This is a genomic window from Paraburkholderia sp. CNPSo 3272 (genome assembly GCF_024206495.1).
Taxonomy (GTDB): Bacteria; Pseudomonadota; Gammaproteobacteria; order Burkholderiales; family Burkholderiaceae; genus Paraburkholderia.
This window is the reverse complement of the sequence record NZ_JAMBPQ010000002.1, coordinates 276060-300167: the sequence shown is the minus strand read 5'-3', so window position 1 is coordinate 300167 and position 24108 is coordinate 276060. Positions and strand designations below refer to the sequence as shown.

21 protein-coding genes and 1 tRNA gene are annotated in these 24108 nt (G+C 65.5%); 10 read left to right on the top strand and 12 right to left on the bottom strand.

Annotated elements, in window-relative coordinates:
• The first annotated feature begins 8 nt into the window (after positions 1–8).
• Together ptsP and nagE are read left to right on the top strand one after the other, a co-directional pair.
• On the top strand, positions 9–2603 hold the full coding sequence (gene ptsP / locus M3I53_RS03695) for a phosphoenolpyruvate--protein phosphotransferase (protein WP_254314608.1): 2595 nt from the start codon (positions 9–11) through the stop codon (positions 2601–2603).
• 119 nt (positions 2604–2722) lie between these two features.
• The gene (gene nagE, locus M3I53_RS03690; protein WP_254314607.1) at positions 2723–4486 is read left to right on the top strand and encodes an N-acetylglucosamine-specific PTS transporter subunit IIBC; all 1764 of its coding nucleotides are present in this window, start codon (positions 2723–2725) and stop codon (positions 4484–4486) included.
• A 178-nt stretch (positions 4487–4664) separates the two neighbouring features.
• Here nagE and rpoH read toward each other — a convergent pair whose 3' ends face one another.
• Positions 4665–5600 carry an RNA polymerase sigma factor RpoH gene (rpoH, locus tag M3I53_RS03685; RefSeq protein ID WP_254314606.1) on the bottom strand — a complete coding sequence of 312 codons (936 nt, stop codon included), beginning with the start codon at positions 5598–5600 and terminating at the stop codon, positions 4665–4667.
• Positions 5601–6170: 570 nt separating this feature from the next.
• Between rpoH and M3I53_RS03680 the strand changes: the two genes are divergently transcribed.
• Positions 6171–6554, top strand: a complete 384-nt coding sequence (locus tag M3I53_RS03680) for a nuclear transport factor 2 family protein (RefSeq protein WP_254314605.1) — start codon at positions 6171–6173, stop codon at positions 6552–6554.
• 141 nt (positions 6555–6695) lie between these two features.
• Here M3I53_RS03680 and leuA read toward each other — a convergent pair whose 3' ends face one another.
• A complete protein-coding gene (gene leuA / locus M3I53_RS03675; RefSeq protein ID WP_254314604.1) occupies positions 6696–8342 on the bottom strand; it encodes a 2-isopropylmalate synthase in 1647 nt (548 codons plus the stop codon).
• A gap of 584 nt (positions 8343–8926) precedes the next feature.
• A complete protein-coding gene (gene ybiB, locus M3I53_RS03670) occupies positions 8927–9889 on the bottom strand; it encodes a DNA-binding protein YbiB (RefSeq protein ID WP_254314603.1) in 963 nt (320 codons plus the stop codon).
• Between the two features lie 255 nt (positions 9890–10144).
• Between ybiB and M3I53_RS03665 the strand changes: the two genes are divergently transcribed.
• The gene (locus M3I53_RS03665; RefSeq protein WP_254314602.1) at positions 10145–10843 is read left to right on the top strand and encodes a fumarylacetoacetate hydrolase family protein; all 699 of its coding nucleotides are present in this window, start codon (positions 10145–10147) and stop codon (positions 10841–10843) included.
• Positions 10844–10886: 43 nt separating this feature from the next.
• Positions 10887–11534, top strand: a complete 648-nt coding sequence (gene maiA, locus M3I53_RS03660) for a maleylacetoacetate isomerase (RefSeq protein WP_254314601.1) — start codon at positions 10887–10889, stop codon at positions 11532–11534.
• Between the two features lie 95 nt (positions 11535–11629).
• Here the strand turns inward: maiA and ftsY are convergent, their stop codons facing one another.
• Positions 11630–12781 carry a signal recognition particle-docking protein FtsY gene (gene ftsY, locus M3I53_RS03655; RefSeq protein WP_254314600.1) on the bottom strand — a complete coding sequence of 384 codons (1152 nt, stop codon included), beginning with the start codon at positions 12779–12781 and terminating at the stop codon, positions 11630–11632.
• A 282-nt stretch (positions 12782–13063) separates the two neighbouring features.
• Here ftsY and rsmD point away from each other — a divergent pair, with 282 nt between their 5' ends.
• The 3 genes from rsmD (at position 13064) to M3I53_RS03640 (ending at position 14661) form a co-directional block, all read left to right on the top strand.
• Positions 13064–13708, top strand: a complete 645-nt coding sequence (gene rsmD / locus M3I53_RS03650; protein ID WP_254314599.1) for a 16S rRNA (guanine(966)-N(2))-methyltransferase RsmD — start codon at positions 13064–13066, stop codon at positions 13706–13708.
• Between the two features lie 108 nt (positions 13709–13816).
• Positions 13817–14320 carry a pantetheine-phosphate adenylyltransferase gene (gene coaD, locus M3I53_RS03645; protein ID WP_254314598.1) on the top strand — a complete coding sequence of 168 codons (504 nt, stop codon included), beginning with the start codon at positions 13817–13819 and terminating at the stop codon, positions 14318–14320.
• Between the two features lie 80 nt (positions 14321–14400).
• Positions 14401–14661 carry a YfhL family 4Fe-4S dicluster ferredoxin gene (locus tag M3I53_RS03640; protein WP_254314597.1) on the top strand — a complete coding sequence of 87 codons (261 nt, stop codon included), beginning with the start codon at positions 14401–14403 and terminating at the stop codon, positions 14659–14661.
• 70 nt (positions 14662–14731) lie between these two features.
• Here M3I53_RS03640 and hisC read toward each other — a convergent pair whose 3' ends face one another.
• The 8 genes from hisC to M3I53_RS03600 form a co-directional block, all read right to left on the bottom strand.
• A complete protein-coding gene (gene hisC, locus M3I53_RS03635) occupies positions 14732–15799 on the bottom strand; it encodes a histidinol-phosphate transaminase (protein WP_254314596.1) in 1068 nt (355 codons plus the stop codon).
• Between the two features lie 15 nt (positions 15800–15814).
• Entirely contained in the window at positions 15815–16417 is a 603-nt protein-coding gene (gene pth, locus M3I53_RS03630) for an aminoacyl-tRNA hydrolase (protein ID WP_254314595.1), read from the bottom strand.
• Positions 16418–16566: 149 nt separating this feature from the next.
• Positions 16567–17175 carry a 50S ribosomal protein L25/general stress protein Ctc gene (locus M3I53_RS03625; protein ID WP_254314594.1) on the bottom strand — a complete coding sequence of 203 codons (609 nt, stop codon included), beginning with the start codon at positions 17173–17175 and terminating at the stop codon, positions 16567–16569.
• Positions 17176–17341: 166 nt separating this feature from the next.
• Positions 17342–18298, bottom strand: coding sequence for a ribose-phosphate pyrophosphokinase (locus M3I53_RS03620; protein WP_254314729.1), 957 nt, complete (start codon positions 18296–18298; stop codon positions 17342–17344).
• Between the two features lie 90 nt (positions 18299–18388).
• Positions 18389–18465, bottom strand: a tRNA-Gln gene (locus M3I53_RS03615).
• Positions 18466–18515: 50 nt separating this feature from the next.
• Entirely contained in the window at positions 18516–19418 is a 903-nt protein-coding gene (ispE, locus tag M3I53_RS03610; RefSeq protein WP_254314593.1) for a 4-(cytidine 5'-diphospho)-2-C-methyl-D-erythritol kinase, read from the bottom strand.
• Positions 19419–19498: 80 nt separating this feature from the next.
• Entirely contained in the window at positions 19499–20161 is a 663-nt protein-coding gene (lolB, locus tag M3I53_RS03605) for a lipoprotein insertase outer membrane protein LolB (protein WP_254314592.1), read from the bottom strand.
• Complete coding sequence (locus tag M3I53_RS03600) at positions 20161–21996, bottom strand: tetratricopeptide repeat protein (RefSeq protein WP_254314591.1); 1836 nt, start codon at positions 21994–21996, stop codon at positions 20161–20163. The genes lolB and M3I53_RS03600 overlap by 1 nt, the downstream gene beginning before the upstream one ends.
• A 122-nt stretch (positions 21997–22118) precedes the next feature.
• Between M3I53_RS03600 and mutM the strand changes: the two genes are divergently transcribed.
• Both mutM and mutY read left to right on the top strand, forming a co-directional pair.
• Complete coding sequence (gene mutM / locus M3I53_RS03595; RefSeq protein ID WP_254314590.1) at positions 22119–22949, top strand: bifunctional DNA-formamidopyrimidine glycosylase/DNA-(apurinic or apyrimidinic site) lyase; 831 nt, start codon at positions 22119–22121, stop codon at positions 22947–22949.
• Positions 22950–22965: 16 nt separating this feature from the next.
• Complete coding sequence (mutY, locus tag M3I53_RS03590) at positions 22966–24099, top strand: A/G-specific adenine glycosylase (protein ID WP_254314589.1); 1134 nt, start codon at positions 22966–22968, stop codon at positions 24097–24099.
• The last annotated feature ends 9 nt before the right edge of the window (positions 24100–24108 follow it).

The following is a 24108-nucleotide window of genomic DNA, read 5'->3' as shown; positions in this document are numbered from 1 at the left end:
GAAAGCGAATGGAACGCATCGAGGAGTCTCGCCTGATGGATCCGCATACTCGCGTCGAGGGGCACATCGTACTGGTCTCTCCGCTCACCGGGCCGGTCGTGCCGCTCGCGTCGGTGCCCGATCCGGTGTTCTCGGAAGGGTTGTTCGGCGACGGCATCGGCGTCGATCCGCTCGTCGGCCGCGTTGTCGCACCGTGCGACGGCATCGTCGTGCATCTCGCGCGCACCGGCCACGCTGTCACGCTGCAGACGGCCGAAGGCGCGCAGGTGCTCGTGCACGTGGGCATCGACACCGTCGAGCTGAACGGCAAGGGCTTCGCGCCGAAGGTCGCGCAGGGCGCGCAGGTGCGGCTCGGCGACACGTTGATCGAGTTCGATCTCGACGTGGTGGCGTGCAATGCGCCGAGCCTCGTTTCGGTCGTCGCCATCGCCAATTCGGATGCGTTCGAAGTGATCGAACGCGCGGGCGCGGGTCGCGTCGAAGCGGGCAAGTCCGCGCTGCTCGTGCTGCGCGTGCGTGACGGCGCACAGATCGCGGCCGCCCACGAATTGATCGCAAACGAAGTGCGCCGCAGCGTGACGCTCACGCATGCGGGCGGCCTTCATGCGCGGCCCGCGGCGCGGGCGCGCGAAGCGGTGCGCGGCATCGACGCGCGCGTCGAGGTCCGCTTTGGCGAGCGGAAGTCCGCTATCGAAAGCGTCGTCGGCCTGCTGGGCCTCGGCGCGGGCGAGGGCGCGACCATCGAACTCGTCGGCATCGGCCTGGAGGCGCAACGCGCCGTGGACGCCGTAGCGAACGAGCTGCTGCGCGAAGCGCCCGGCGAGGGCGGCGAAGCGCCGGCGCGGCAGCAGTCGCCCGCGCCCGTGATGCAGGAAGCCGCGGCCGCCGTGGCGTCCTCCGCCGAGCCGGGTGTGCTCGCGGGCGTGTGCGCGGCGCCGGGCGTCGCGGTCGGCAAGCTGGTGCGCTGGGATGAAGCCGAACTGACGCCGCCCGAACTCGCGAGCGGCCCGTCGGCCGCGGAAAGCCGCCTGCTCGACAAGGCCATCGCCGCAGTGGACGCCGAACTGAACCAGAGCGTGCGCACGGCTTCGCAGCGCGGCGCGATCGGCGAGGCGGGCATCTTCACGATGCACCGCGTGCTGCTCGAAGACCCGACGCTCGTCGACGCCGCGCGCGACGCGATCAGCCTCGGCAAGAGCGCGGGCTACGCGTGGCGCGAGGCAATCCGCGCGCAGATCGCGGTGCTCGGCAAAGTCGACGATCCGCTGCTCGCGGAGCGCGCCGCCGACTTGCGCGACCTCGAAAAGCGCGTGCTGCGCGCGCTCGGTCTGTCGAACGCGGCCGCGCGCACGCTGCCCGAAGAAGCCGTGCTCGCCGCCGACGAATTCACGCCCTCCGATCTCGCCTCGCTCGACCGCAAGCGCGTCATGGCGCTCGTGATGGCGCGCGGCGGCGCGACCTCGCACGCCTCGATCATCGCGCGCCAGGCCGGGATTCCGGCGCTCGTCGCGCTCGGCGACGCGCTGCATGCGGTGCCCGAGGGCACCGAAGTCGTCATCGATGCAGGTGCCGGCCGCTTTGCGTACACGCCGAGCGCGCTCGACGTCGAACGCGCGCGCAGCGAAAAGCAGCGTCTGGCCGGCGTGCGCGAAGCGAACCGCCGCACTTCGCACGAGGCTGCAGCCACGCGGGACGGCCACGCGGTGGAAGTGGCCGCGAACATCGCGACGCTGGAAGACGCCAGCACGGCGGTGGATAACGGCGCGGACGCCGTGGGCCTGCTGCGCACGGAGCTGCTCTTCATCCATCGCCAGGCCGCGCCGACGGTGGAAGAACATCTTCAAAGCTACCAGGCCATCACGGACGCGCTCGCGGGCCGCACGGCGATCATTCGCACGCTCGACGTGGGCGCGGACAAGGAAGTCGACTATCTCACGCTGCCGCCCGAGCCGAATCCGGCGCTGGGTCTGCGCGGCATTCGCCTTGCGCAGGTGCGGCCCGATCTGCTGGACGACCAGCTGCGCGGACTCGTTGCCGTGAAGCCGGCGGGCAAGGTGCGCATCCTGCTGCCGATGGTGACCGACGTGGGCGAACTCGTGCGCCTGCGCGAGCGCATCGACACCTTCGCACGCGAAGCGGGCCGCACGGAGCCGATCGAAGTGGGCGTGATGATCGAGGTGCCCTCGGCAGCGCTGCTCGCGGACCAGCTCGCGCGACACGCCGATTTCCTCTCGATCGGCACCAACGATCTCACGCAGTACACACTCGCAATGGACCGTTGCCAGCCTGACCTCGCGGCGCAGGCCGACGGCCTGCACCCGGCCGTGTTGCGTCTCGTGGCAGCGACGGTCGAAGGCGCGAACCGGCACGGCAAGTGGGTCGGCGTGTGCGGTGCGCTGGCGGGCGATCCGCTCGCCGTGCCGCTGCTCGTCGGCCTCGGCGTGACGGAGCTTTCCGTCGATCCGGTTTCCGTGCCGTCGATCAAGGCGCGCGTGCGCAAGCTCGACTACAACGACTGTTGCGAGCGCGCGCGCAACGCACTCGCACTCGAATCGGCGCAAGCCGTGCGTGCGGCAAGCCGCGAAAGCTGGCCGCTCGATTGATGGTTTCTGTTTCACCCACCCTAAGTAATCCTTAAAACACGCCGGCGTGCGCAGCGATCGCGCGCCGGCTTCTCTCACCCACACACGTCAAGCAAGAGATAGAGACTGGAGGCAGTTCAATGGATGGCAATCCGTTTCTCAAGATTCAAAGCCTCGGCCGCGCGCTGATGCTTCCCATCGCAGTGCTGCCGGTCGCCGGCATCCTGCTTCGCTTCGGCCAGGCCGACATGCTCAACATCAAGATCATCGCCGACGCGGGCGGCGCGATCTTCGACAACCTGCCGTTGCTGTTTGCGATCGGCATCGCGGTGGGCTTTGCGAAAGACAATAACGGCGTTGCCGGCCTCGCGGGCGCACTGGGCTACCTGGTCCAGACCGCCGTGATGAAAGACATCAACGACAAGCTCAACATGGGCGTGTTGTCGGGCGTGGTGGCCGGTGTCGTCGCGGGCATGCTGTACAACCGCTTCAAGGACATCAAGCTGCCCGAGTTCCTTGCGTTCTTCGGTGGCAAACGCTTCGTGCCGATCGTCACGGGGCTCACGTGTCTGGTGCTGGGCATCGTATTCGGCTACGTGTGGGGACCGGTGCAGGGCGTCATCGACACCGCCGGCCACTGGCTCACCACGGCGGGCGCGATCGGCACCTTCGTGTACGGCTTGCTCAACCGGCTCCTGCTCGTCACGGGTCTGCACCACATCCTCAACTCGCTCGTGTGGTTCGTGTTCGGCTCGTTCACGCCGGCAGCCGGCGGCGCGGCCGTCACGGGCGACCTGCACCGCTTCTTCGCGGGCGACCCCACGGCGGGCAGCTTTATGGCCGGCTTCTTCCCGGTGATGATGTTCGGCCTGCCGGCAGCCTGCCTCGCGATGCTGCACGAAGCCCCGAAAGAAAAGCGCGCGATGGTGGGCGGCCTACTGTTTTCGATGGCGCTGACCTCGTTCCTCACGGGCGTGACGGAGCCGATCGAGTTCACGTTCATGTTCCTCGCTCCTGTGCTCTACGCGATTCACGCGGTGCTCACGGGCCTGTCGCTCGCGATCTGCTCGCTGCTCGGCATCAAGCTCGGCTTTACCTTCTCGGCGGGCGCGATCGACTACGTGCTGAACTACGGGCTCTCCACGCACGGCTGGTATGCAATTGCGCTCGGCGTGGTCTATGCGGTGGTGTACTACGGGCTGTTCCGCTTCTTCATCCGCCGCTTCAATCTGCCCACGCCGGGCCGCGAAGCCTCGGCGGGCGATACGGCAATCGCCTCGTCGATGTCGGGCGTTGCAGTGGCTGCTGGCGGCGCGGCAACGGCCGCATCGCTCTCGCGTGCTGCGCGTTATATCGAGGCGCTGGGCGGCGCGGCCAACCTCAAGGTGGTCGATGCCTGCACGACGCGTCTGCGTCTAACCGTGGCCGATCCGGCGCATGTTTCCGAGCCGGCGTTGAAGGCGATCGGTGCGCGCGGCGTGCTTAAGCGCGGCGGCGAAAGCGTGCAGGTCATCATCGGGCCGGAAGCGGACATCATCGCCGATGAGATTCGCGGTGAAATCGCACGAGGCAGTTCCGCGGCTGGCAGGGCGGCTCCCGCGGCACAGCCTGCGGCTCAGGCCGTGCACGCTGCTCAGGCGGACGCGAGCGTGGATGTCGCGCACGGCCCGCTCGATCCGAATCCGTCGCGCTGGCTAGCGGCGTTTGGCGGCGTTGCCAACATCGTCTCGCTCGACGCCGTAGCGGCCACGCGCCTGCGCGTGATCGTGCGCGACCCGGCAGCCGTCGATCGCGAGAAACTCGGCGCGCTCGAAACGGTATGGACTTCGGCGGATACGCTGCACATCGTGGTAGGCGACGCCGCGCGCCGCTATGCACGCGAACTGGCGCTCCAGCCGGCGTAATCGATTCGCCGACAACCAGCATACGGTGTGCTGAGCGCCGCTGCGATTTAGCAGCGCCGGAAACACAAACGCCGCGGCAGGGTGCCGCGGCGTTTTTCCTTGGCGTACAGCGCGCAAAAGAAAAAACCCCGTTCGCTGGAACGGGGTTTTTTGTATGGCGTCGAGACCCTGCGGTGGCTTACGCGTAGTCGGCCAGCGCGGTGCGCATCTTCTTCATCGCGCTCGCCTCGATCTGGCGAATGCGCTCGGCCGAAACGCCGAATTCGTCCGCCAGTTCGTGCAGCGTCGAGCCGCCCGAACCGTCGTCGTCCACGTTGAGCCAGCGCGCCTCGATGATACGGCGGCTGCGTGCGTCGAGCGCTTCCAGCGCGCTCGCAATGCCGTCCGACTGCAGGCGGTCGCGCGAACGCGCAGCGAGCACGGCGCTCGGCTCGCTGTGCGAGTCGGCCAGCCAGGCGATCGGGGCGAACGACTCTTCGCCGTCTTCGGTCTGGCCTTCGAGCGCGATATCGGCGCCCGAGAGGCGCGTTTCCATCTCCACGACCTCTTCGCGCTTCACGTTCAGTTCCTGCGCGAGGCCTTCGATTTCCTCCGGCGTGAACGACTGCAGGCCCTGCTTGTGGCTGCGCAGGTTGAAGAACAGCTTGCGCTGCGCCTTGGTCGTGGCGACCTTCACCATGCGCCAGTTACGCAGGATGTACTCGTGGATCTCAGCCTTGATCCAATGCATCGCGTACGACACGAGGCGCACGTTCTGCTCGGGGTCGAAGCGCTTCACGGCCTTCATCAGGCCGATGTTGCCTTCCTGAATCAGGTCGGCGTGCGGCAGTCCGTAGCCGAGATAATTACGGGCGATCGACACCACGAGGCGCAGGTGCGACAGCACCAGGCGGCGCGCGCCTTCAAGATTGTTTTGCTCGCGAAACTCGGTCGCGAACTGACGCTCTTCTTGCGGCGTCAGCATCGGGATCCGGTTCACGGCCTGAATATAAGCGTCGATGTTGCCCAGCTGGCCGGGCAACAGGGAAGCATTCGCGAGCGCCAATGAGCCCCCGGCCTTGGCCGACGACGGGCTCAGCGTACTCGGAAGGGTCATGGTCATTGCGTTGCTCACGTAGCGAACTCCTCAGGAATCTTGCAAAAGTCAGACACCGACTCCACGGTGGATGTTAGCACTCTGAATCCCCGAGTGCTAATACTTGGAGTCTGTAGGGGCTTCAAGGTTCCTTGATTCCTATCGAAATGGTTGTATCGATAGATTACACTAAACGCCGGCAGGCAAGCAGGGCGGGGCCTGGCGCCCGGCGCAGGCCCGCGCAGGGGCGGGCCGAAGGAACACTCTAGAACGGGGCGCAGTCCGGCGCGAGTGCGCGGGAAATAAAGGGTTGAATCGGCGACGCTCGAAGGGCGGCGCAGCGCCTGGATGCCACGCAGTCTACTAAATAGACATCGGACGAAGACGAAAGTGCTGCGCTGCGACATCCGGGCGCGCCCGTGGATGACGCTGGCGCCAAACGCGCGGTTTTCGCCGGCGCGTGGCGTATGCACCATACATGGAGGCGTTGTCTTTGATCGCAAGTATCCTTGCGCCAAAACCTGGTATAAATTTCAGCCAGACGTATGCAGAAAATCTTCGGCGTCGATCTGCGCTCAGGCGCGGGCCGACGCGCAAGGGGCTCAAGCGATGGCGGCAGAACTAATCGATGCGATTCGCGGACTTGAGCGCGAGCGCTTTCGCGCGATGGTCGACGGCGACGGCACGTCGCTGGATCAGTTGCTGTCCGACCACGCGACCTTCGTGCACACCAACGGCAAACGCGAGACCAAGCAGCAGTTCATCGACGCGATCACGGCGGGCCGCCGCCGCTACCGCCAGATCGAGATCCAGTCGCAGGACCTGCTGCACGTGGGCAACGAGGCCTGCGTGGTCTCGGGCCGTGTGCTCATCGAGATGGAAGCGAACAACGGTGCGCTGCTCTTTCCGATCGCCTATACGGCGATTCAGACACAGGAAGGGGGCCACTGGCGTCTGCTCGCATGGCAGGCGACGCGTTGCGCGATCGAGTGACGACCGGTAAGTCCACTCGCTGAACCGCCGCGTAGGCGCTTCAGGCGCACGCCGACGGCCCGTTTTGCCGCCGGCGCTCAACAATGCCGCCGCTTTCCCTGCTCAAACTCAAGCTGCTTCGCGCACCGCGCGCGGAAGGCGTCAGGCCGCCGCGCGCCGATCCATGTGCGGCCAGGCAGCGCGATTAACCGCGCTGACGACCGCCGCGATACACGCATGGACCGCGTCTTCGCCCACGCCGACGCCGTGGCGCAGCGGCTGGCCGCCCACGCGCGCGCCGACGAACACGGCCGTACCGCCCTGCGAGGTGCGGTCGGTCTCGAACGACGTGATTTCAATGTGCTCGCCGGCGATTGCCGCGATGGCGGCGGCCACAGCTTGCGCATGTGCCTCATCGCTGCTGGCGGCAACCGGCATGGCCACATCGCGGCCTTCCCAGCGCACACGGCCTGAACCGGCGCTGGCAGCCGGCCCGCGCGTTTCGAAGTACTCACGCGCGAACAGCGCGCAGACTGCATCGCCCGTGACTTCTTCGCCCGATGTATCGGCGACGGTCTGCACGGCGTGGCTGAACTCAATCTGGACGCGGCGCGGCGGCGTGAAGCCCATGCCGCGCTCGAGCAGATAGGTCGCGCCACCCTTGCCCGACTGGCTGTTCACGCGGATCACCGCGTCATAGCTGCGGCCGAGGTCGGCAGGATCGATCGGGAGATAGGGCACTTCCCAGACGGCGTCGGGCTGCTGCTGCGCGAAGCCCTTGCGGATCGCATCCTGGTGCGAGCCCGAGAACGCCGTGAACACAAGGTCGCCCGCGTACGGATGGCGCGGATGCACGGGCAACTGATTGCAGCGCTCGACCACGCGGCGCACGGCGTCGATGTCCGAGAAGTCGAGGCCTGGGTCGATGCCCTGGGTGTAGAGGTTCATCGCGAGCGTGACGAGATCGACGTTGCCGGTGCGCTCGCCGTTGCCGAAGAGGCAGCCTTCGATCCGGTCCGCGCCGGCGAGCAGCGCCATTTCGGCAGCGGCCACCGCCGTGCCGCGGTCGTTGTGAGGATGCACCGACAGCACGATGCTGTCGCGGTAGGCGAGATTGCGGTCCATCCACTCGATCTGGTCGGCGTAGACATTCGGCATCGCCGCTTCGACGGTCGCCGGAAGATTCACGATCATCTTGTGATCGCGTGTGGGGCGCCACGTCTGGGCCACCGCATCGCAGACTTCGCGCGCGAAAGTCAGCTCGGTCATGCTGAAGGTTTCAGGCGAATACTGGTAAGTCCAGTGCGTTTGCGGGTTTTTATCGGCATATCCGCGGATGATGCGCGTGCCTTCGACCGCGAGCGCTTTGACTTCCTCCTTGGACTGGCCGAACACGATCTTGCGGAACGAGGGGCAGATCGCGTTGTAGAGGTGGACGATGGCGCGCGGCACGCCTTCGAGCGCTTCGAACGTGCGCGCGATCAATTCTTCGCGCGACTGCACGAGCACCTCGATGGTCACATCGTCGGGAATGCGTTTTTCGTCGATCAGCTTGCGCACGAAATCGAAGTCGGTCTGCGAAGCGGACGGAAAGCCGACTTCGATTTCCTTGAAGCCGATCGCGACGAGCAATTCGAAGAATTCGGTCTTCTGCTCGATGCTCATCGGCTCGATCAGCGACTGGTTGCCGTCGCGCAGGTCGGTGCTCATCCAGATCGGCGCGCGCTCGACGGTGCGTGTCGGCCATTTTCGGCCGTTCAAACGGATGGCGGGGAAGGGTCGGTACTTCTCGGCGGGATTACGCAACATGACGAGCCTCGTTCTTCTGGGTGTCGTTTGCGATGGCGGTCGGCAGCGGGCGGCTGGCGCTCTGGCGACGGAGCACGATGCGCGGAACTTCACGCGTACGGGCGGCAACCTCGGACGCGAAGAAGACGGCCACGGTGACGGCGGTAACCGGCGCGGCGAAAGCGGACGTGAACGATGCCCATGCAACGTGCATTTTGACCTCGCGACTCGTCCGAACGGTAAGCGGACGAATGCAGACGACAGGTTGTAGAGATACAGCGGATTTGGGGTACTGCGAGAACTGCTTTGGGAGGACCGCGGTGACCGGAGGAGAGGTCGTTGCGGCGCTACACCAGCTTTAGGCTAGGCGTAGCGATAGGGCCGATAGTCGGCCGAGGGTAATTCGGAGGGTGTTCGGGTAGAAACGCATTCGTCGAATGTAAATCACGGCGGTTGCGCGTGTCAACAGCGATTTTGCAGATGGGCCGCGTGAAGATGCGTGAAGATCGCCGATGAAGCGTACCGATGGGCCTGGAGAGGAACGCGTGCGTCACCCGCCCCGCGCGGCTCCGGGCGGCTTAGGCGACGTGTTTCGGGTTCGATCGTCAACGCTTCGCGATGCGCTTGATCGTCTCGATCTGGCGCGTGATCGCATGCGGAACCGGCGCTTCGCCGCGCAACACGGCGTCGATCCAGGCGGCCGTAGTGGGCGCGTCGCGGCCTTCGGGGAGATCGACTTCGGGCGCGCCGGGCGACGAGCGCTCCGGTTCGACCAGCGTTTCGCAGATGCCGTCGTGCAGCCAGTCGACCTGCACCTGGCGGCGCGTATCGGCAACGGCTTCGCCCTCGGTGCCGCGCGCGAGCAACGCGCCGCCCACCGCCGCTTCCGGATGCGCCGCGAACAGGGCGCTCAGACTTTCGCGATACGGCGGGTGCGTGTAGTTCACGAGACGCAGGCCCGGCTCCGCGAACGGCTGCAGCAGCTTCACGAGCGTATGCGTGGAGTTGCGCACGCCCATGCGCCGGCGCATCGAGAGCAGGCGCGCGAGTTTGGGCGCGAGCGTTTCGATCGACGAAAACGCCACGCGGCCCGCCGCGAGTTGCGCCTCGATTTCGGCGTGATCGTGTACTTCGGGCCGATTCAATGCGGCGAAGATTTCCGCGCTCGTGACGCGGCCCGGATCGGTGACGACGCCATGCACGAGCGCCGGCACGCCTTCGCGCGCGAGCAGCAAGGCGAGCAGCGGCACGAGATTCGGCTGCTTGCGCGCGCCGTTGTAGCTTGGGATCGACACGGGCCGATAGTCGCCTTGCGGCACCGCGAGCGGCGCGAACGAGGCGTGCGCAGCGCAGAGCATGGCGGCCAGTTCGTCCGCGGTTTCTCCCTTGAGGCGGTAGGCGAGCAGCACCGCGCCCAGCTCCAGTTCGGGCACGCGGCCGTCGAGCATGGCTGCGTAGAGGGCGTGCGTGTCTTCGGACGAGAGCGAGCGAGCGCCGTGCGGTCCGCGGCCGATCTCCTTGATGAAGCGGGCGCACGGGAAGATGTCGGTGGAGTCGGCGGTGATCATGGGCGAGCGCGGTTCGTTCGACGGCGTGCGGCGGGCCGCCGTCGAATTCAAAATGGGGGATGCGGGAAGTATCGCACGAGCACGCGGTGCCTCGCCGGCCGCGCCTCGCCGGCCGCGCCTCGCCGGCCGCGTGAAGGCGGCGCCGCGCACCCCCACCGCAGCGCGTTACACTCGCGATTGTTCCGGCGGCGCAAGCCGTACGATCTACAGGCCCGCGTGCCTCGCGCACGCGCCATTACAAAGACGGAGAACTCCATGACATACGTATTCGAGCCGGCGGCGCTCGCCTCGGTGCCGGTGGCGGGCAGCGATACGCGTTTCCCGGTGCGGCGGATCTACTGCGTTGGCCGCAATTACGAAGCGCATGCGCGCGAGATGGGCCACGATCCGAACCGTGAACCGCCGTTCTTCTTCTCGAAGCCCGCCGACGCCGTGCTCTACGTTGCGCCCGGCTCGACCGCCGAATTCCCGTATCCCGCGCAATCGCAGAACGTGCACTTCGAAATGGAGCTCGTCGCGGCCATCGGCAAGGGTGGCAAGGACATTCCCGTCGCGAGCGCGCTCGACCACGTGTATGGCTACGCGCTCGGCCTCGATATGACGCGCCGCGACTTGCAGGGCGAGGCGAAAAAGCTCGGTCGTCCGTGGGATACGGCCAAGGGCTTCGACCACTCGGCGCCGATCGGCCCGATCCATCCGGTTTCGAAGATCGGCCAGCTCGCGAAGGGCGAAATCTGGCTCGCGGTCAACGGCGAGGAGAAACAGCGCGCCGACATCTCACAGATGATCTGGCCGGTCGCCGATACGATCGCGTTCCTTTCGACGCTCTTCGAACTCAAGGCCGGCGACCTGATCTACACCGGCACGCCCGAAGGCGTGGGCGCCGTGGTCAAGGGGGATCTGATGACGGGCGGTGTGGCGGGGATCGGCGAATTCGCCGTGCGCGTCGTCTGAGGGCGCGCGCTGCATCACGATTCAAGAGGAGCAAGAGAGGAGCATGAAGCTTTACAGCTATTTCCGCAGTTCGGCGTCGTATCGGGTGCGAATTGCGCTGAATCTGAAGAACCTGTCGTACGAGTACGTGCCGGTTCACCTTGTGCGCGACGGCGGCGAGCAGCTCAAGCCCGCCTACCGCCAGGTGAATCCCGACGCGATCGTCCCATCGTTGGTCGACGACGAAGGGCACACGCTACAGCAATCGCTCGCGATCATCGAGTATATGGAAGAGACGCATCCCGAGCCGCCGCTGCTGCCGAAGTCGCCTGTCGATCGCGCTCACGTGCGCTCGCTCGCGCTGCAGGTGGCGTGCGAGATCCATCCGGTAGACAACCTGCGCGTGCTCAAGTACCTGAAGCACACCGTGGGCGCGGACGACGCGACGAAAGACGCGTGGTACCGCCACTGGATCGAGGCGGGCTTCGCGACGCTCGAACAGCGGCTCGCCAGCGATTCGCGCACCGGCAAGCTGGCTTTCGGCGATACGCCGACCGTCGCCGATCTTTGCATCGTGCCGCAGGTCTACAACGCGAACCGCTTCAAGATCGACACGACGCTGTACCCGACCATTCAGCGCATCAACGACTACGCGCTCACGCTAGACGCCTTCGCGCGCGCCGCGCCGGGCATGCAGCCGGATACGGAGTGAGTGTCTGACCGGCTGACGCAGGCCGCGCCAATGAAAAAGGGCGTCGTTCGCGAGAACGACGCCCTTCGTGCATCCAGACCGGCTAAAGGCGGCTTTCAGCTGCCGAGCAGCGCGTCGGTGAATTCTTCGGCCACGAACGGCTGCAGGTCTTCGACCTTTTCGCCCACGCCGATGAAATACACGGGAATCGGCCGCTGCCGCGCGATCGCGGCGAGAATGCCGCCCTTGGCGGTGCCGTCGAGCTTCGTGACGATGAGGCCGGTCAGGCCGAGCGCGTCGTCGAACGCCTTGACCTGGGCGAGCGCGTTCTGGCCCGTGTTCGCGTCGATCACGAGCAGCACCTCGTGCGGCGCGCCGTCGAACGCCTTGCCGATCACGCGCTTGACCTTCTTCAGCTCGTCCATCAGGTGCAATTGCGTGGGCAGGCGGCCGGCGGTGTCGGCCATCACCACGTCGATGCGGCGCGCGCGCGCGGCGCTCACGGCGTCGAAGATCACCGCCGCCGGGTCGCCGCTTTCCTGCTGCACGACCGTCACGTTGTTGCGCTGGCCCCAAATCGCGAGCTGTTCGCGCGCGGCGGCGCGGAAGGTGTCGCCGGCGGCGAGCAGCACGCTCTGGTCGAAGCTTTGCAGATGCTTGGCGAGCTTGCCGATGCTGGTGGTCTTGCCCGCGCCGTTCACGCCCGCGATCATCATGACGAGCGGCTGCGCGCGGCCGAGCATGAGCGACTTTTCGAGCGGCTTGAGCAGGCCGACGAGCAGTTCGCGCAGGGCGTTCTTCACCTGCTGAGCGTCGGTCAGGCGCTCGGCGCGCACCTTCTGGCGCAGCGTTTCGAGCAGATATTCGGTCGCGTCGACGCCCGCATCCGACATCAGCAGCGCGGTTTCGAGCTCTTCGTAGAGTTCGTCGTCGATCTTCGCGTTGACGAAGATGCTCTGAATGTTCGAACCGGTTTTCGAGAGCCCCGATCTCAGGCGCTTGAGCCACGATTGCCTGGCTTCGGGCTCGAGCGCGGGCGGCGGGACGATTTCGACGGTTTCCGGTTCGTCGTCGTCGGCTTGCTGCGGCTCGACCGGAGCGGTCACGGCCGGTGGAGCGGACGGCGCAGGCGACGGTTCGTGCGCCGCGTTGGCACGCGCATCGACGGCCTCGTCCGGCACCTCGAGGGTGGCTTCGTCCTGCGCGTTCTCGGCCGGCGCATTCTCGGCGTCCTTCGAGCCGCGGAATCGTTTGAAGAAACTGAACATGGTCTGGGGTGGGTCAGGCGCGCTGCGGATCGGACCGAGGGGCGGTCAGCGACGGCATAGGAAGAGGTAGCGCGCGGAAAACATGGCATTTTATCAGGCGCGTTAGCTGGAGTCGCTGCGCCGTCGCCGAGGAGCGTGGCGGCGCGCACGCGGCGCCTGCGCGAGCCTGTGGTAACGTGCGCGCATTGGGGGGGCGATGCTAAAGCGTCGAACCCCACAGTCGAGTTCCGCCGGCAGTTTGGCCGCCGGAGGCCAAATGCACGCAGCCGTACTATCCAACGCATGACCCGTTCTTCACCTTCACGCGGCCAAGGCGGCCGCACCCATCAGTCCGATCCGCGCGCACGTGGCGGCGGTGGCGGCGCGCACACGATCCGCATCATCGGCGGCGACTGGAAGCGCACGCCGCTGCCGGTGCTCGACCTCGATGGTCTGCGCCCGACTCCCGACCGCGTGCGCGAAACGCTCTTCAACTGGCTCGGCCAGCGTCTCGACGGCCTGCGTTGTCTCGATCTTTTCGCGGGCAGCGGCGGCCTCGGCTTCGAGGCGGCCTCGCGCGGCGCTGCGCGGGTCGTGATGGTGGAGCGCAGCGCGCGCGCCGCCGCGCAACTGCGCGCGAACCAGGCGCATCTTGGCGCGCGCATGATCGAAATCGCGGAAGCCGATGCACTGCGCCTCGCGGCCAATCTCGCTCCAGGATCGTTCGATGTGGTGTTCCTCGACCCGCCGTTCGGCGACACCGCGCTGCTCGAGCGCTCGCTCGAACTGGCCGCGCCGCTCGTCGCGCCGGACGGCTGGCTTTACGTGGAATCGGGTGAGCGCATCGATCCGGCTGCGCGGCCCGCGCTGGCTGGCTGGAGCGTGGTGCGCGAGGGCCGGGCGGGGGCGGTTCACTATCATTTGCTGCAGCGCGAAAATGAGGAATAATGCGCGTTCGATAAGAAGCGGCGGGCGGCTTGGCCGTCACGCACGCAAGTGTGCATGCGGCGCCACGGCACTGCATTGCGCCCCATTTCTGTTGAGAGGAGAAGTCTCATGGTAGTCGCCGTGTACCCCGGTACCTTCGACCCGCTCACGCGCGGCCACGAAGATCTCGTGCGGCGCGCGTCGAGCATTTTCGACACGCTGGTAGTCGGCGTTGCGGACAGCCGCAACAAGAAGCCTTTCTTCTCCCTGGAGGAGCGGCTCGAGATTGCCCACGAGGTGCTCGGCCACTATCCGAACGTGCAGGTCATGAGCTTCAAGGGGCTCCTGAAGGACTTCGTGCGTACCAACAACGCACGCGTGATCGTGCGCGGCCTGCGCGCCGTGTCGGACTTCGAATACGAATTTCAGATGGCGGGCATGAACCGCTACCTGCTGCCCGACGTCGAGACGATGTTCATGACGCCATCGGACCAGTATCAGTTCATTTCGGGCACGATCGTGCGCGAAATCGCCCAGTTGGGCGGCGACGTGAGCAAGTTCGTGTTTCCGTCCGTGGAAAAGCGCTTGCAGGACAAGGTGGCCTCGATGGGCGCCCCGGTTACGAAGGTGTGAACGCCCGGCCAAAGCAGCGTAAACTGTCGGGCTAAGCAACGTGTGAGCCGGCCTTCGCGCCGGCGGGAAATGAGAACAGCATGGCCCTGATGATTACCGACGAGTGCATCAATTGCGACGTGTGCGAGCCCGAGTGCCCGAACGACGCGATCTCGATGGGCCCGGAAATCTATGTGATCGACCCGAAGAAGTGCACCGAATGTGTCGGCCATTTCGATGAGCCGCAGTGCATCCAGGTGTGCCCGGTGGAGTGCATTCCCAAGAATCCGGAGCATGTCGAGTCGCCCGAGCAGTTGATGCAGAAGTACCACGCGCTGAGGGCCGCCAAGAACAACGCCTGAATCGCGCAATTCTGCGGAAAATAAAAAACGCGCCAACTGGCGCGTTTTTTGATTTCATCCTGCCGTCTTCTTACGCGACGATGGCCTTCAATGCGTCGATGAGCGTGTCGCACTCGGCATCCGTGCCGATTGAGATACGCAGATGGTGGTTCACGCGCGGCGCGTTGAAATGGCGCACGAAGATCTCCTTTTCGCGCAGTTTGGCCGCAATTGCCGCTGCGTCGTGCGCGGGATGCTTCGCGAATACGAAATTCGCCGCCGAAGGCACCACTTCAAAACCGAGCGCCGTGAGCGCGGCCGTCAGCCGCTCGCGGCTTGCGATCACGCGCGCGCTCGTCGTCCTGAGCCAGTCGCCATCTTCGTAAGCGGCGGTCGCGGCGGCTTGCGCGAGGCGGTCAAGCGGGTACGAGTTGAAGCTGTCCTTCACGCGGTTGAGCGCATCGATGAGATCGGGATGACCGAACGCGAAGCCCACGCGCATGCCCGCGAGCGAGCGCGATTTGGAAGTCGTATGCACGACCAGCAGATTGGGATAGCGGTCGATCAGCGCGATCGCCGATTGGGCGCCGAAATCCACGTAGGCTTCGTCGATCACCACCACGGATTCCGTGTTCGCTGCGACAAGCCGCTCGATTTCCGCGAGCGGCAGCGCGTGACCCGTAGGCGCGTTCGGATTCGGGAAGATCACGCCGCCATTGGGCTGCCGGTAATCGTCGACGCTAATCGTGAACTGCTCCGTGAGCGGCACCGTGTGGTACTCGACCTCGTAGAGCCGCGCGTAGGTCGGGTAGAAGCTGTAGGTAATGTCGGGAAAGAGGATCGGCTTGTCGTGCTTGAGCAGCGCCTGGAATGCGTGAGCGAGCACCTCGTCCGAGCCGTTGCCGACGAACACCTGCTCCGCGCGGATGCCGTGATGCGCGGCCACGGCGGCGCGCAGACGCTTCGCGACGGGGTCGGGATAGCGGCGCAGCGACTCGCCCGTCTCGCCCAGCTCGTGGCGGATCGCCTCGAGCACGCGCGGCGAGGGCGCATACGGATTCTCGTTGGTGTTGAGCTTGACCGGCTTCGCGAGCGCGGGCTGTTCGCCCGGCACGTAGGGCACGAGCCGGTTGACGATGTCACTCCAGTAACGACTCAAGACACTCTCCTTGTTTCAGCCATTGCGATGCAGCTGCATCACCGCGCGTTCGGCCTCGCCCTTCACGAACGTCGGCATCACGGCGAGCGCGCGCTCGATCGAGGCGTCGATGACCTCCTGCTCCTCGCGGCGCGGCGGCTTGAGCACGAAGTTCGCGACATCGGGCTTCGCGCCGGCGCGCGAGCCTTCGGGAATCAGGTCGCGCGGATGGCCGATGCCGATGCGCAAACGCCAGTACTGCTGCGTCGACAGATGCGCGGAGATGTCCTTCAGGCCGTTGTGGCCGCCGCTGCCGCCGCCGAGCTTGAGCTTGACGGTACCGGGCGCCAGATCGAGCTCGTCATGCGCGACAAGGATCTGATCGGGCAGGATCTTGAAGAAGGCCGCGAGTGCGACGACCGATTGCCCCGAGCGGTTCATATAGGTCTGCGGTTCGAGCAGATGCACTTCCTCGCCGTAGAGGCGCGCCTTCGCATAGTGGCCGTGGAAGCGCCGCTCGTCGCGCAGCGTCGTGCCGGCTTCGCGCGCGAGCTGGTCCACGAGCCAGAAGCCCGCGTTGTGGCGCGTCGCCGTGTATTCGGCGCCCGGATTGCCGAGCCCGACGATCAACCTGATCATTGTGGTGTTCCGCCTGCGTAAATCGATGAACTGACCCGCAAGTGTACGAAAAAGTGCGAAAAAAAACCCGCCGGGGCGAACCGCGGCGGGTCACGTCGTCCGTTTCAGGGAAACGGATCGAGAGGATCGGCTCATTGAGGCCGCTGCGCTTACTCCGCAGCCGGCGCTTCTTCGCCTTCAGCAGCCGCCTGGGCGCCAGCCGGCACGGGTGCCGACACGATGACCGGGTTCTCCGCTTCAACGTGCTGAACCAGCGTCACGCCTGCGGGCAGGGGGATGTCCTTGGCATGCAGCGATTGACCGGCTTCGATCTTCGCGAGGTCGACTTCCAGGAATTCCGGCAGTTGGCCCGGCAGGCACTGGATTTCGATTTCAGCCAGAACGTGCGAGATGATCGCGCCACCCGTCTTCACAGCCGGGTTGGTTTCCTGGTTCATGAAGTGCAGGGGCACCTTCGTGTGGATCTTCTTGCTCGGATCCACGCGCTGGAAGTCCACGTGCAGCACGAGCTGACGGAACGGGTGGTATTGCACGTCGCGCAGCAGTACTTGCTGCGACTTGCCGGCCACTTCGAGGTCGAGGATCGACGAGTGGAAGGCTTCCTTCTTGAGGGCGTGCCACAGCGCGTTGTGATCGATTTCGATCAGTTGCGGCTCGGCGCCGACACCGTAAACGATGCCAGGGGTCTTGCCAGCAATGCGCAGGCGGCGGCTCGCACCCGTACCTTGCAGGTTACGCTCGAAGGCGATGACTTTCATTTGATTCTCCATTGCACTGCCCGCGACCAGGCAGTAAAACGGGGCCTTTTCAGCAGAATGCCTGCCTTGCGGCCCCCAGCGATGCAGCGCGAACCATCGTCCGTTCGCGCCGATTACGTGCAAAAGCGCGGCGTCCTTGCGAACACCGCGCCTTGCGCGTCAATTCTTAGCTTTCCGCGAACAGCGACATCACCGAGTCGCCGCGACGGATACGCGAGAACGTTTCGGCGAGAAGTCCTGCGCTCGTGAGCGAGCGGATCTTCGCGCACGAACGCGCTTCGGCGCCCAGCGGAATCGTGTCTGTCACAACCAGTTCGTCCAGAGCCGAAGCGGCGATACGCTCGCCTGCGCCACCCGAGAGAACCGGGTGCGTGGCGTAAGCGAACACCTTCTTCGCGCCGCGTTCCTTCAGCACTTGCGCTGCCTTGCAGAGCGTGCCGGCGGTATCGACCATGTCGTCCATGATCACGCAGGTGCGGCCTTCGACTTCACCGATGATGTTCATCACTTCGGCGACGTTCGCCTTCGGACGACGCTTGTCGATGATGGCGAGATCGCAATTCAGTTGCTTGGCGAGCGCACGGGCGCGCACCACGCCGCCGACGTCCGGCGAAACGACCAGCAGGTTCTCGTGATTCTGCTTGCGCAGATCGCCGAGCAGCACGGGCGTTGCGTAGATGTTGTCGACGGGAATATCGAAGAAGCCCTGAATCTGGTCAGCGTGCAGATCCATCGTGATGATCCGCTCGACGCCGGCGATTTCCAGCATGTTCGCCACGACCTTCGCCGAGATGGCGACGCGCGCCGAACGGGGGCGGCGGTCTTGACGGGCATAGCCGAAGTAGGGGATAGCTGCGGTGATCCGGCCTGCGGATGCGCGCTTGAGCGCATCGACCATGATCATCAGTTCCATCAGGTTGTCGTTGGTCGGCGCGCAAGTCGACTGAAGGACGAAGACGTCCTTGCCGCGCACGTTTTCCTGGATTTCGACCTGGATTTCACCGTCGGAAAAGCGGCTAACCATAGCCTTGCCGAGGGGAATACCGAGGATGTTGACGACTTCCTGGGCAAGCGCGGGATTTGCGTTGCCAGTAAAAACCATCAGGCCGTCATGGCTGCTCATCATGCACCTGCTGCGGACTTTGAGGGGGCGAGAGGAACTACTTAGGCGAACTGCCCTGGGTAACCCACAGAGCGAACTGCCTGGAATTTTTGGCAGGGGAGGAAGGACTCGAACCCTCGCATGCCGGAATCAAAATCCGGTGCCTTAACCAACTTGGCGACTCCCCTACACTCAACTTTGAGCCTGACTGACCGGTAGGACGATCGGCCACGCAAAACTATGCCGCGAAAGCGAAGAGTGGATGCTTGTTCAGACTCGAGGCTACCGCGCTTCTCCAGTCCGGTTGTTCCGCAAGCAGTCTGGCTTGTGCCGATTCTGCTTCGGACCGACTGGCGAATGCTGCAAAAACGCTGGCACCCGATCCGGTCATCCGCGCCGGTGCGATGCTGTTCGAGACATTCTCAAACCATCGAAGCACTTGCGCTACTTCCGCGTATTTTCCTGCGACAGCCGCTTGCATATCGTTATGACCGAAGCCTTCTGGCCATCCCTGCTGCGTTGCTTGCTGTGCAAGAAAGACTGCAATTGTGCAGGCCTTTGTGTCCCTTGTCAACGATTTTTCTGAAAAAATCTCGGCAGTCGGAACATGAACCCGCGGCGTCACGACCAAAAAATGACGCGGGGGCAATTGTACAGCCTCGAGGGCTTCGCCAACACCCTCCGCGAACGCATTTTTCCCGAACACGAAGAAGGGTACGTCTGCACCCAGCTTGAGTGCGAGCGCCTGCAATTCCTCGCGCGGCAGGTTGAGCTTCCAGAGGCGGTTGAGCGCGAGCAGCGTCGTCGCTGCGTCGGAGCTGCCGCCGCCGAGACCCGCGCCCATCGGCAGACGCTTTTCGATATCGATCTCGACACCCTCGCTCGTGCCCGTGTGCTCCTTGAGCAGCGTCGCGGCGCGCACGGTGAGATCGTGCTCGGCGGGTACGCCTTCGACTTCCACGGTGCGCGTGATACGGCCATCGTGGCGGCGCGTGAAATGCAGCGTGTCGCCCCAGTCGAGCAACTGGAACACGGTCTGCAGATCGTGATAGCCGTTGGGACGGCGGCCCGTGATGTGCAGGAACAGATTGAGTTTCGCGGGCGCTAGGCAGTCGCGCAGCGAGTCCTGGGTTTCGATCATGATGCTCTTGGGATGATGCCTGGATTCTGGCCGGCGCATGCCGGCCAGATATTGCCGATGAGAGACGGTAACCGGCCCGCTTACTGGTCGAGCACGAGCTTGATCTGGAGCGGCGGGACTTCGCGCGTGAGATTGACGCGCTTCACGCCATTGGCCGGCGCGTCCGCGTAGGCGACGTAATCGACGGTCCAGCCGTCCTGCTCGATCTGCGAAAGCCGCTGCGGATTCTGCGGGTCGGGCGTGGTGCGCGCGTGCGACGTGGGCGCGACCGAAGGCTGCAGCCAGTAGCGCAGCCCTTCCACGGGCAGTGCGAAGCCGAGCGCCTGCTGCATGAGCGTGCTCACGTTGTCGGCCGTGAGCGGCTGGCGGTTAGGCAGTTCCAGCGTGGCTTGCGACGGCGCGGAGGTGACGAGCGCGAGCGTCTGGCCGAGCGGATTGAGCAGTTGCAGCGTCACCGTCGAATCGGTCTCGTGCCAGTCGAAGTTGCCGTACGCGTTGCGCTGCTGGCCGTTCTGGTCAACGTACTGCACGGCGAAGCGGCCATGATAGGCGCGGTTCGTCTGCGTACTGAGCGAGGTCGTGGCGTTCGAGGTGGACGGCTGGCGCGGCGGCTGTTGCGTCGCGCAGCCCGTGAGCGCGAGGAGCGCAGCCGCCGCTGCACCGAGCGACGCGCGCCGTACAAGACGGGCGGCGCGCGCAACGGGGAGGGCCTTGGGGGAAACCGAAGTGAAAAATTCTGCCATCAGAGATCGTTGACCTGGAGGCGCTTGAGCGTCTTCAGGAGCGTGTCGTTGTCGGGTTCGAGCTTGCGGGCCTCGCGCCAGGCTGCGCGTGCGCCGTCCTGGTCGCCGTTTTTCCAGAGCACTTCGCCGAGGTGCGCGCCAATTTCCGCGTTCGGCTGCAGGCTGTAGGCCTTGCGCAAGAGCTTGATCGCGTCGGCGTTGTCGCCCAGGCGGAATTTCACCCAGCCCACGCTGTCCATGATGAACGCGTCGTCCGGTGCGAGCGACGAGGCTTTTTCCACCAGTTTGTCGGCTTCCTGCAGGCGCTGATTGCGGTCCGCAAGCGAATATCCCAGCGCGTTGTAGGCCTGCGGATTGTCGGGCTGCGTCTTGATCAGCTTGCGCAGCTGCGCTTCCATGACGTCGTAGTGGCCGGTCTTTTCCGCGGCCATTGCGTAGTCATAGGTGAGGTCCGGATCGTCGGGGAAGTCGGCGGTCGCCTTCGCGAGCCGTGCCTCAGCCTCCGGGTAGCGCTTCGCGTCGAACAGGATCGCGGCGTCGGTGCGCGCGATCAGCGCCTGGTCGCGCGGATCGTCGGCCTGAATGCTCGCGAGCTGACGGCGCGCGTCGTCGGTCTTGCCTTCCTTGTCCAGGATCTGCGCGCGCGTGATCTGGGCCGGCACGTACTGCTGGCTGCTTGGCTGGATCTTGTCGAGCCACTTCTGCGCGCCGGCGTCGTCCTTCTGTTCGACCGAAAGCTGCGCGAGGTAGATATAGGCCTGACCGGGGTCGGCGGCCGGATTCTTCTCGGCAAGTTGCGCGTATTGCGTCAAATACTTCTGCGCAGCGTCGAACTTCTTCTGCTGCACGCTGATGAGCGCGAGCGCCATGAGCGGCATCAGGTCGGTCGCGTTGTCCTTGTGCAGGATCTCGAACTGCTTTTGCGCGTCGTCGAGGCGGTCGGCAGCGAGATAGGTCTGCGCGAGCGCGAGACGCCCTTCACGCGACTTGGGGTTCTGCTGGACGTACTTTTCGATCGACGCAATGCCTTCGGCGCGCTCCTCCGGGCCCATCTGCGCGAGCATCAGCGCGGCGGGAAGGTAGTCGGGCTTGAGCGCGAGCGCCTGCTCGAAAGACTTGCGCGCGCCAGGCGCGTCGTCGGCGAGCAGTTGCTGGCGGCCGATGGCGAGCTGTGCCTCAGGACGGTTCATGTCGTCCTTGAGCAGCGCTTTGAGCACGTTCAGGCCGCCCACGCGATTGGGGCCGCGCGAAAGCAGAAGCTGCAGCGAGAGGATGGCCTGGCCGCGGCTGTCGGCGGGTACTTTCGCGAGTTCGCTCGCGAGCAGCGGCTCGGCGTCGTCGGGCTTGCCGGCGAGCACGAGCAGCGAAGCGTCGAGCTGCGCCGCGCGTTCCGAATCAGGCGCGTACTGCTGCCAGAGCTGGACCGCGGTCAGGGCGTCGGACGGGCTTTGCGCCGCGAGCGCGATTTCGGTCCCACGCTGCGCCATGCGCGGGTCGTGCGTGTCGCGCGCGAGCGCGAGATACGTTTGAAAGGCCGGTGCAGGCTGGTCGCGCTGCAGCGCGATTTCCGCGGCGAGCACCTGGAAGACGATCTGGCTCGACAGCGGAACGCCCGGCAGATCCTTCTTCTCGTCGGGCGAGGCGGGGCCGAAAGCGTCCGGCATGGTGACGGAAGTGTCGTCCGTGTCGGGGGACGGATCCTGCGCATACGCGCTCGACGTGGTCAGCGCCCAGGCGGCGAGAACCGCGGCGCCAACGAGGCGACGGGCGAAGGCGGCAGGCACGCGGGGCGTCGCGGGACGCTTCGCGAACAGCTTAACGAAAGACAGTTCCATGGAATTCCGTCGAATGTTTCGGTCGATTGTAACGCGCTGGCTACAATACGCGCACAACGCGCACACACGTTTACGCAAGTTGCAGACCAACCCGGACCACCATCCGAACCAGGCCGCCAGACATGCCAGAGTTGCCAGAAGTCGAGGTTACCCGAAGGGGGATCGAACCGTGGGTCGCGGGCCGCCGCGTCGAGCGTGTGGAGGTGCGCAACCCCGCATTACGCTGGCCCGTGCCGGCCACGCTCGCCCGTACGTTGCGAGGCCGTACGATACGTTCGGTCGGGCGGCGCGGCAAATATTTGCTGTTCGAGGTCGACGAGGGCTGGTTCATCGTTCATCTCGGCATGACCGGCACGCTGCGCGTGCTGCGCAACCTGCCGAAGCCGCCTGCCGCTGAGAAGCACGATCACGTCGACTGGTTCTTCGACGACTTCACGCTGCGCTTTCGCGACCCGCGCCGTTTCGGCGCCGTGCTCTGGCACCCGCGCGAGGCGGGAGACGTGCTAGGCCATCCGCTGCTGGCGGGGCTCGGCATCGAGCCGTTCACGCTGGCCTTCGACGGCGCGCTGCTCTTTCGCGAGACCCGCGGCCGCAAGGTCGCCGTCAAGCAGGCGCTGCTCGCCGGCGATATCGTGGTGGGCGTCGGCAACATCTATGCATCGGAAAGCTTGTTCCGCGCCGGCATCCGGCCGACGACCCCGGCGGGCCGCGTTTCGCTTGCGCGTTACCAACTCCTCGCGGACGCCGTGCGCGCCGTGCTCGCCTCGGCCATCGAGAAGGGCGGCAGCACGCTGCGCGACTTCGTCGGCAGCAACGGCGAAAGCGGCTATTTTCAGCTCGAATACTTCGTTTATGATCGCGCGGGCCAACCCTGCCGCGTGTGCGGCACGCCGATCAAGCAAATCGTGCAGAGTCAACGTTCCACCTATTTCTGTCCGCGCTGCCAACGCTGAGCGCCGCGCATTTTCCATGTACCGAACGTCCTCCACTTCCGCGCCGCTGCCGGCTGGCGCCTATCCCGCCGAACTCCTTACCTCTTTCGCGCCGCGCCTGATCGCCTGGCAGCGCGAGCATGGCCGTCACGACCTGCCGTGGCAGAACACACGCGACCCGTACCGCATCTGGCTCTCGGAAATCATGCTGCAGCAGACCCAGGTTTCGACCGTGATTCCGTACTACACGCGTTTTCTCGAGCGCTTTCCGACGGTCGAAGCGCTTGCCGCCGCGCCCGACGACGACGTAATGGCGCTCTGGGCCGGCCTCGGCTATTACTCGCGCGCGCGCAATCTGCACCGCTGCGCGCAGGTCGTGGCCGATACCCACGGCGGCAAGTTTCCGTCGACGGTCGAGGCGCTCGCGGAGCTGCCCGGCATCGGCCGTTCGACGGCGGCGGCGATCGCCTCGTTCGCGTTCGGCGCGCGCGAGACGATCCTGGACGGCAACGTGAAGCGCGTGCTCGCGCGCGTGTTCGGCGTGGAAGGCTTTCCTGGCGAAAAGCGCGTGGAGAACGCGATGTGGACGCTCGCCGAAACGCTCGTGCCGGGTCCGAAAGCGAGCGACGCCGACGTGAGCGCGTACACGCAAGGCTTGATGGATCTCGGCGCGACGCTGTGCGGGCGCGGCAAGCCCGACTGCGCGCGCTGCCCGTTCGCTGACGACTGCGTGGCGAAGACGACGGGACGTCAGCGCGAACTGCCCGCCGCGCGACCGAAGAAGGCCGTCCCCACGCGGCGCACATGGATGCTCGTGCTGCTCGACGGCGATGCAGTCATGCTGGAGAAGCGCCCGCCGTCGGGTATCTGGGGCGGATTGTGGAGCTTGCCCGAAGCCGCGGACGAACCCGCGCTCGCCGAGCGCGCACGGGACTTCGGCGTGACGCCGGAGGGCGCGGCGTCGAGTTCCGTGCTCATGCCGCTCACGCATACGTTCACGCATTTCAAGCTCGACATCGAGCCGCGCGTGATCGAACTCAAGCACGATGCCGCGCCGCTCGAAGCCAACGATGGACAGACCGCATGGGTGTCGCTCGGCAACATCGACGCGTATGGCGTGCCCGCGCCGGTGCGCAAGCTGCTCGACGGTTTGCGTGGACCGCTGATCTGAGTCGGCGAG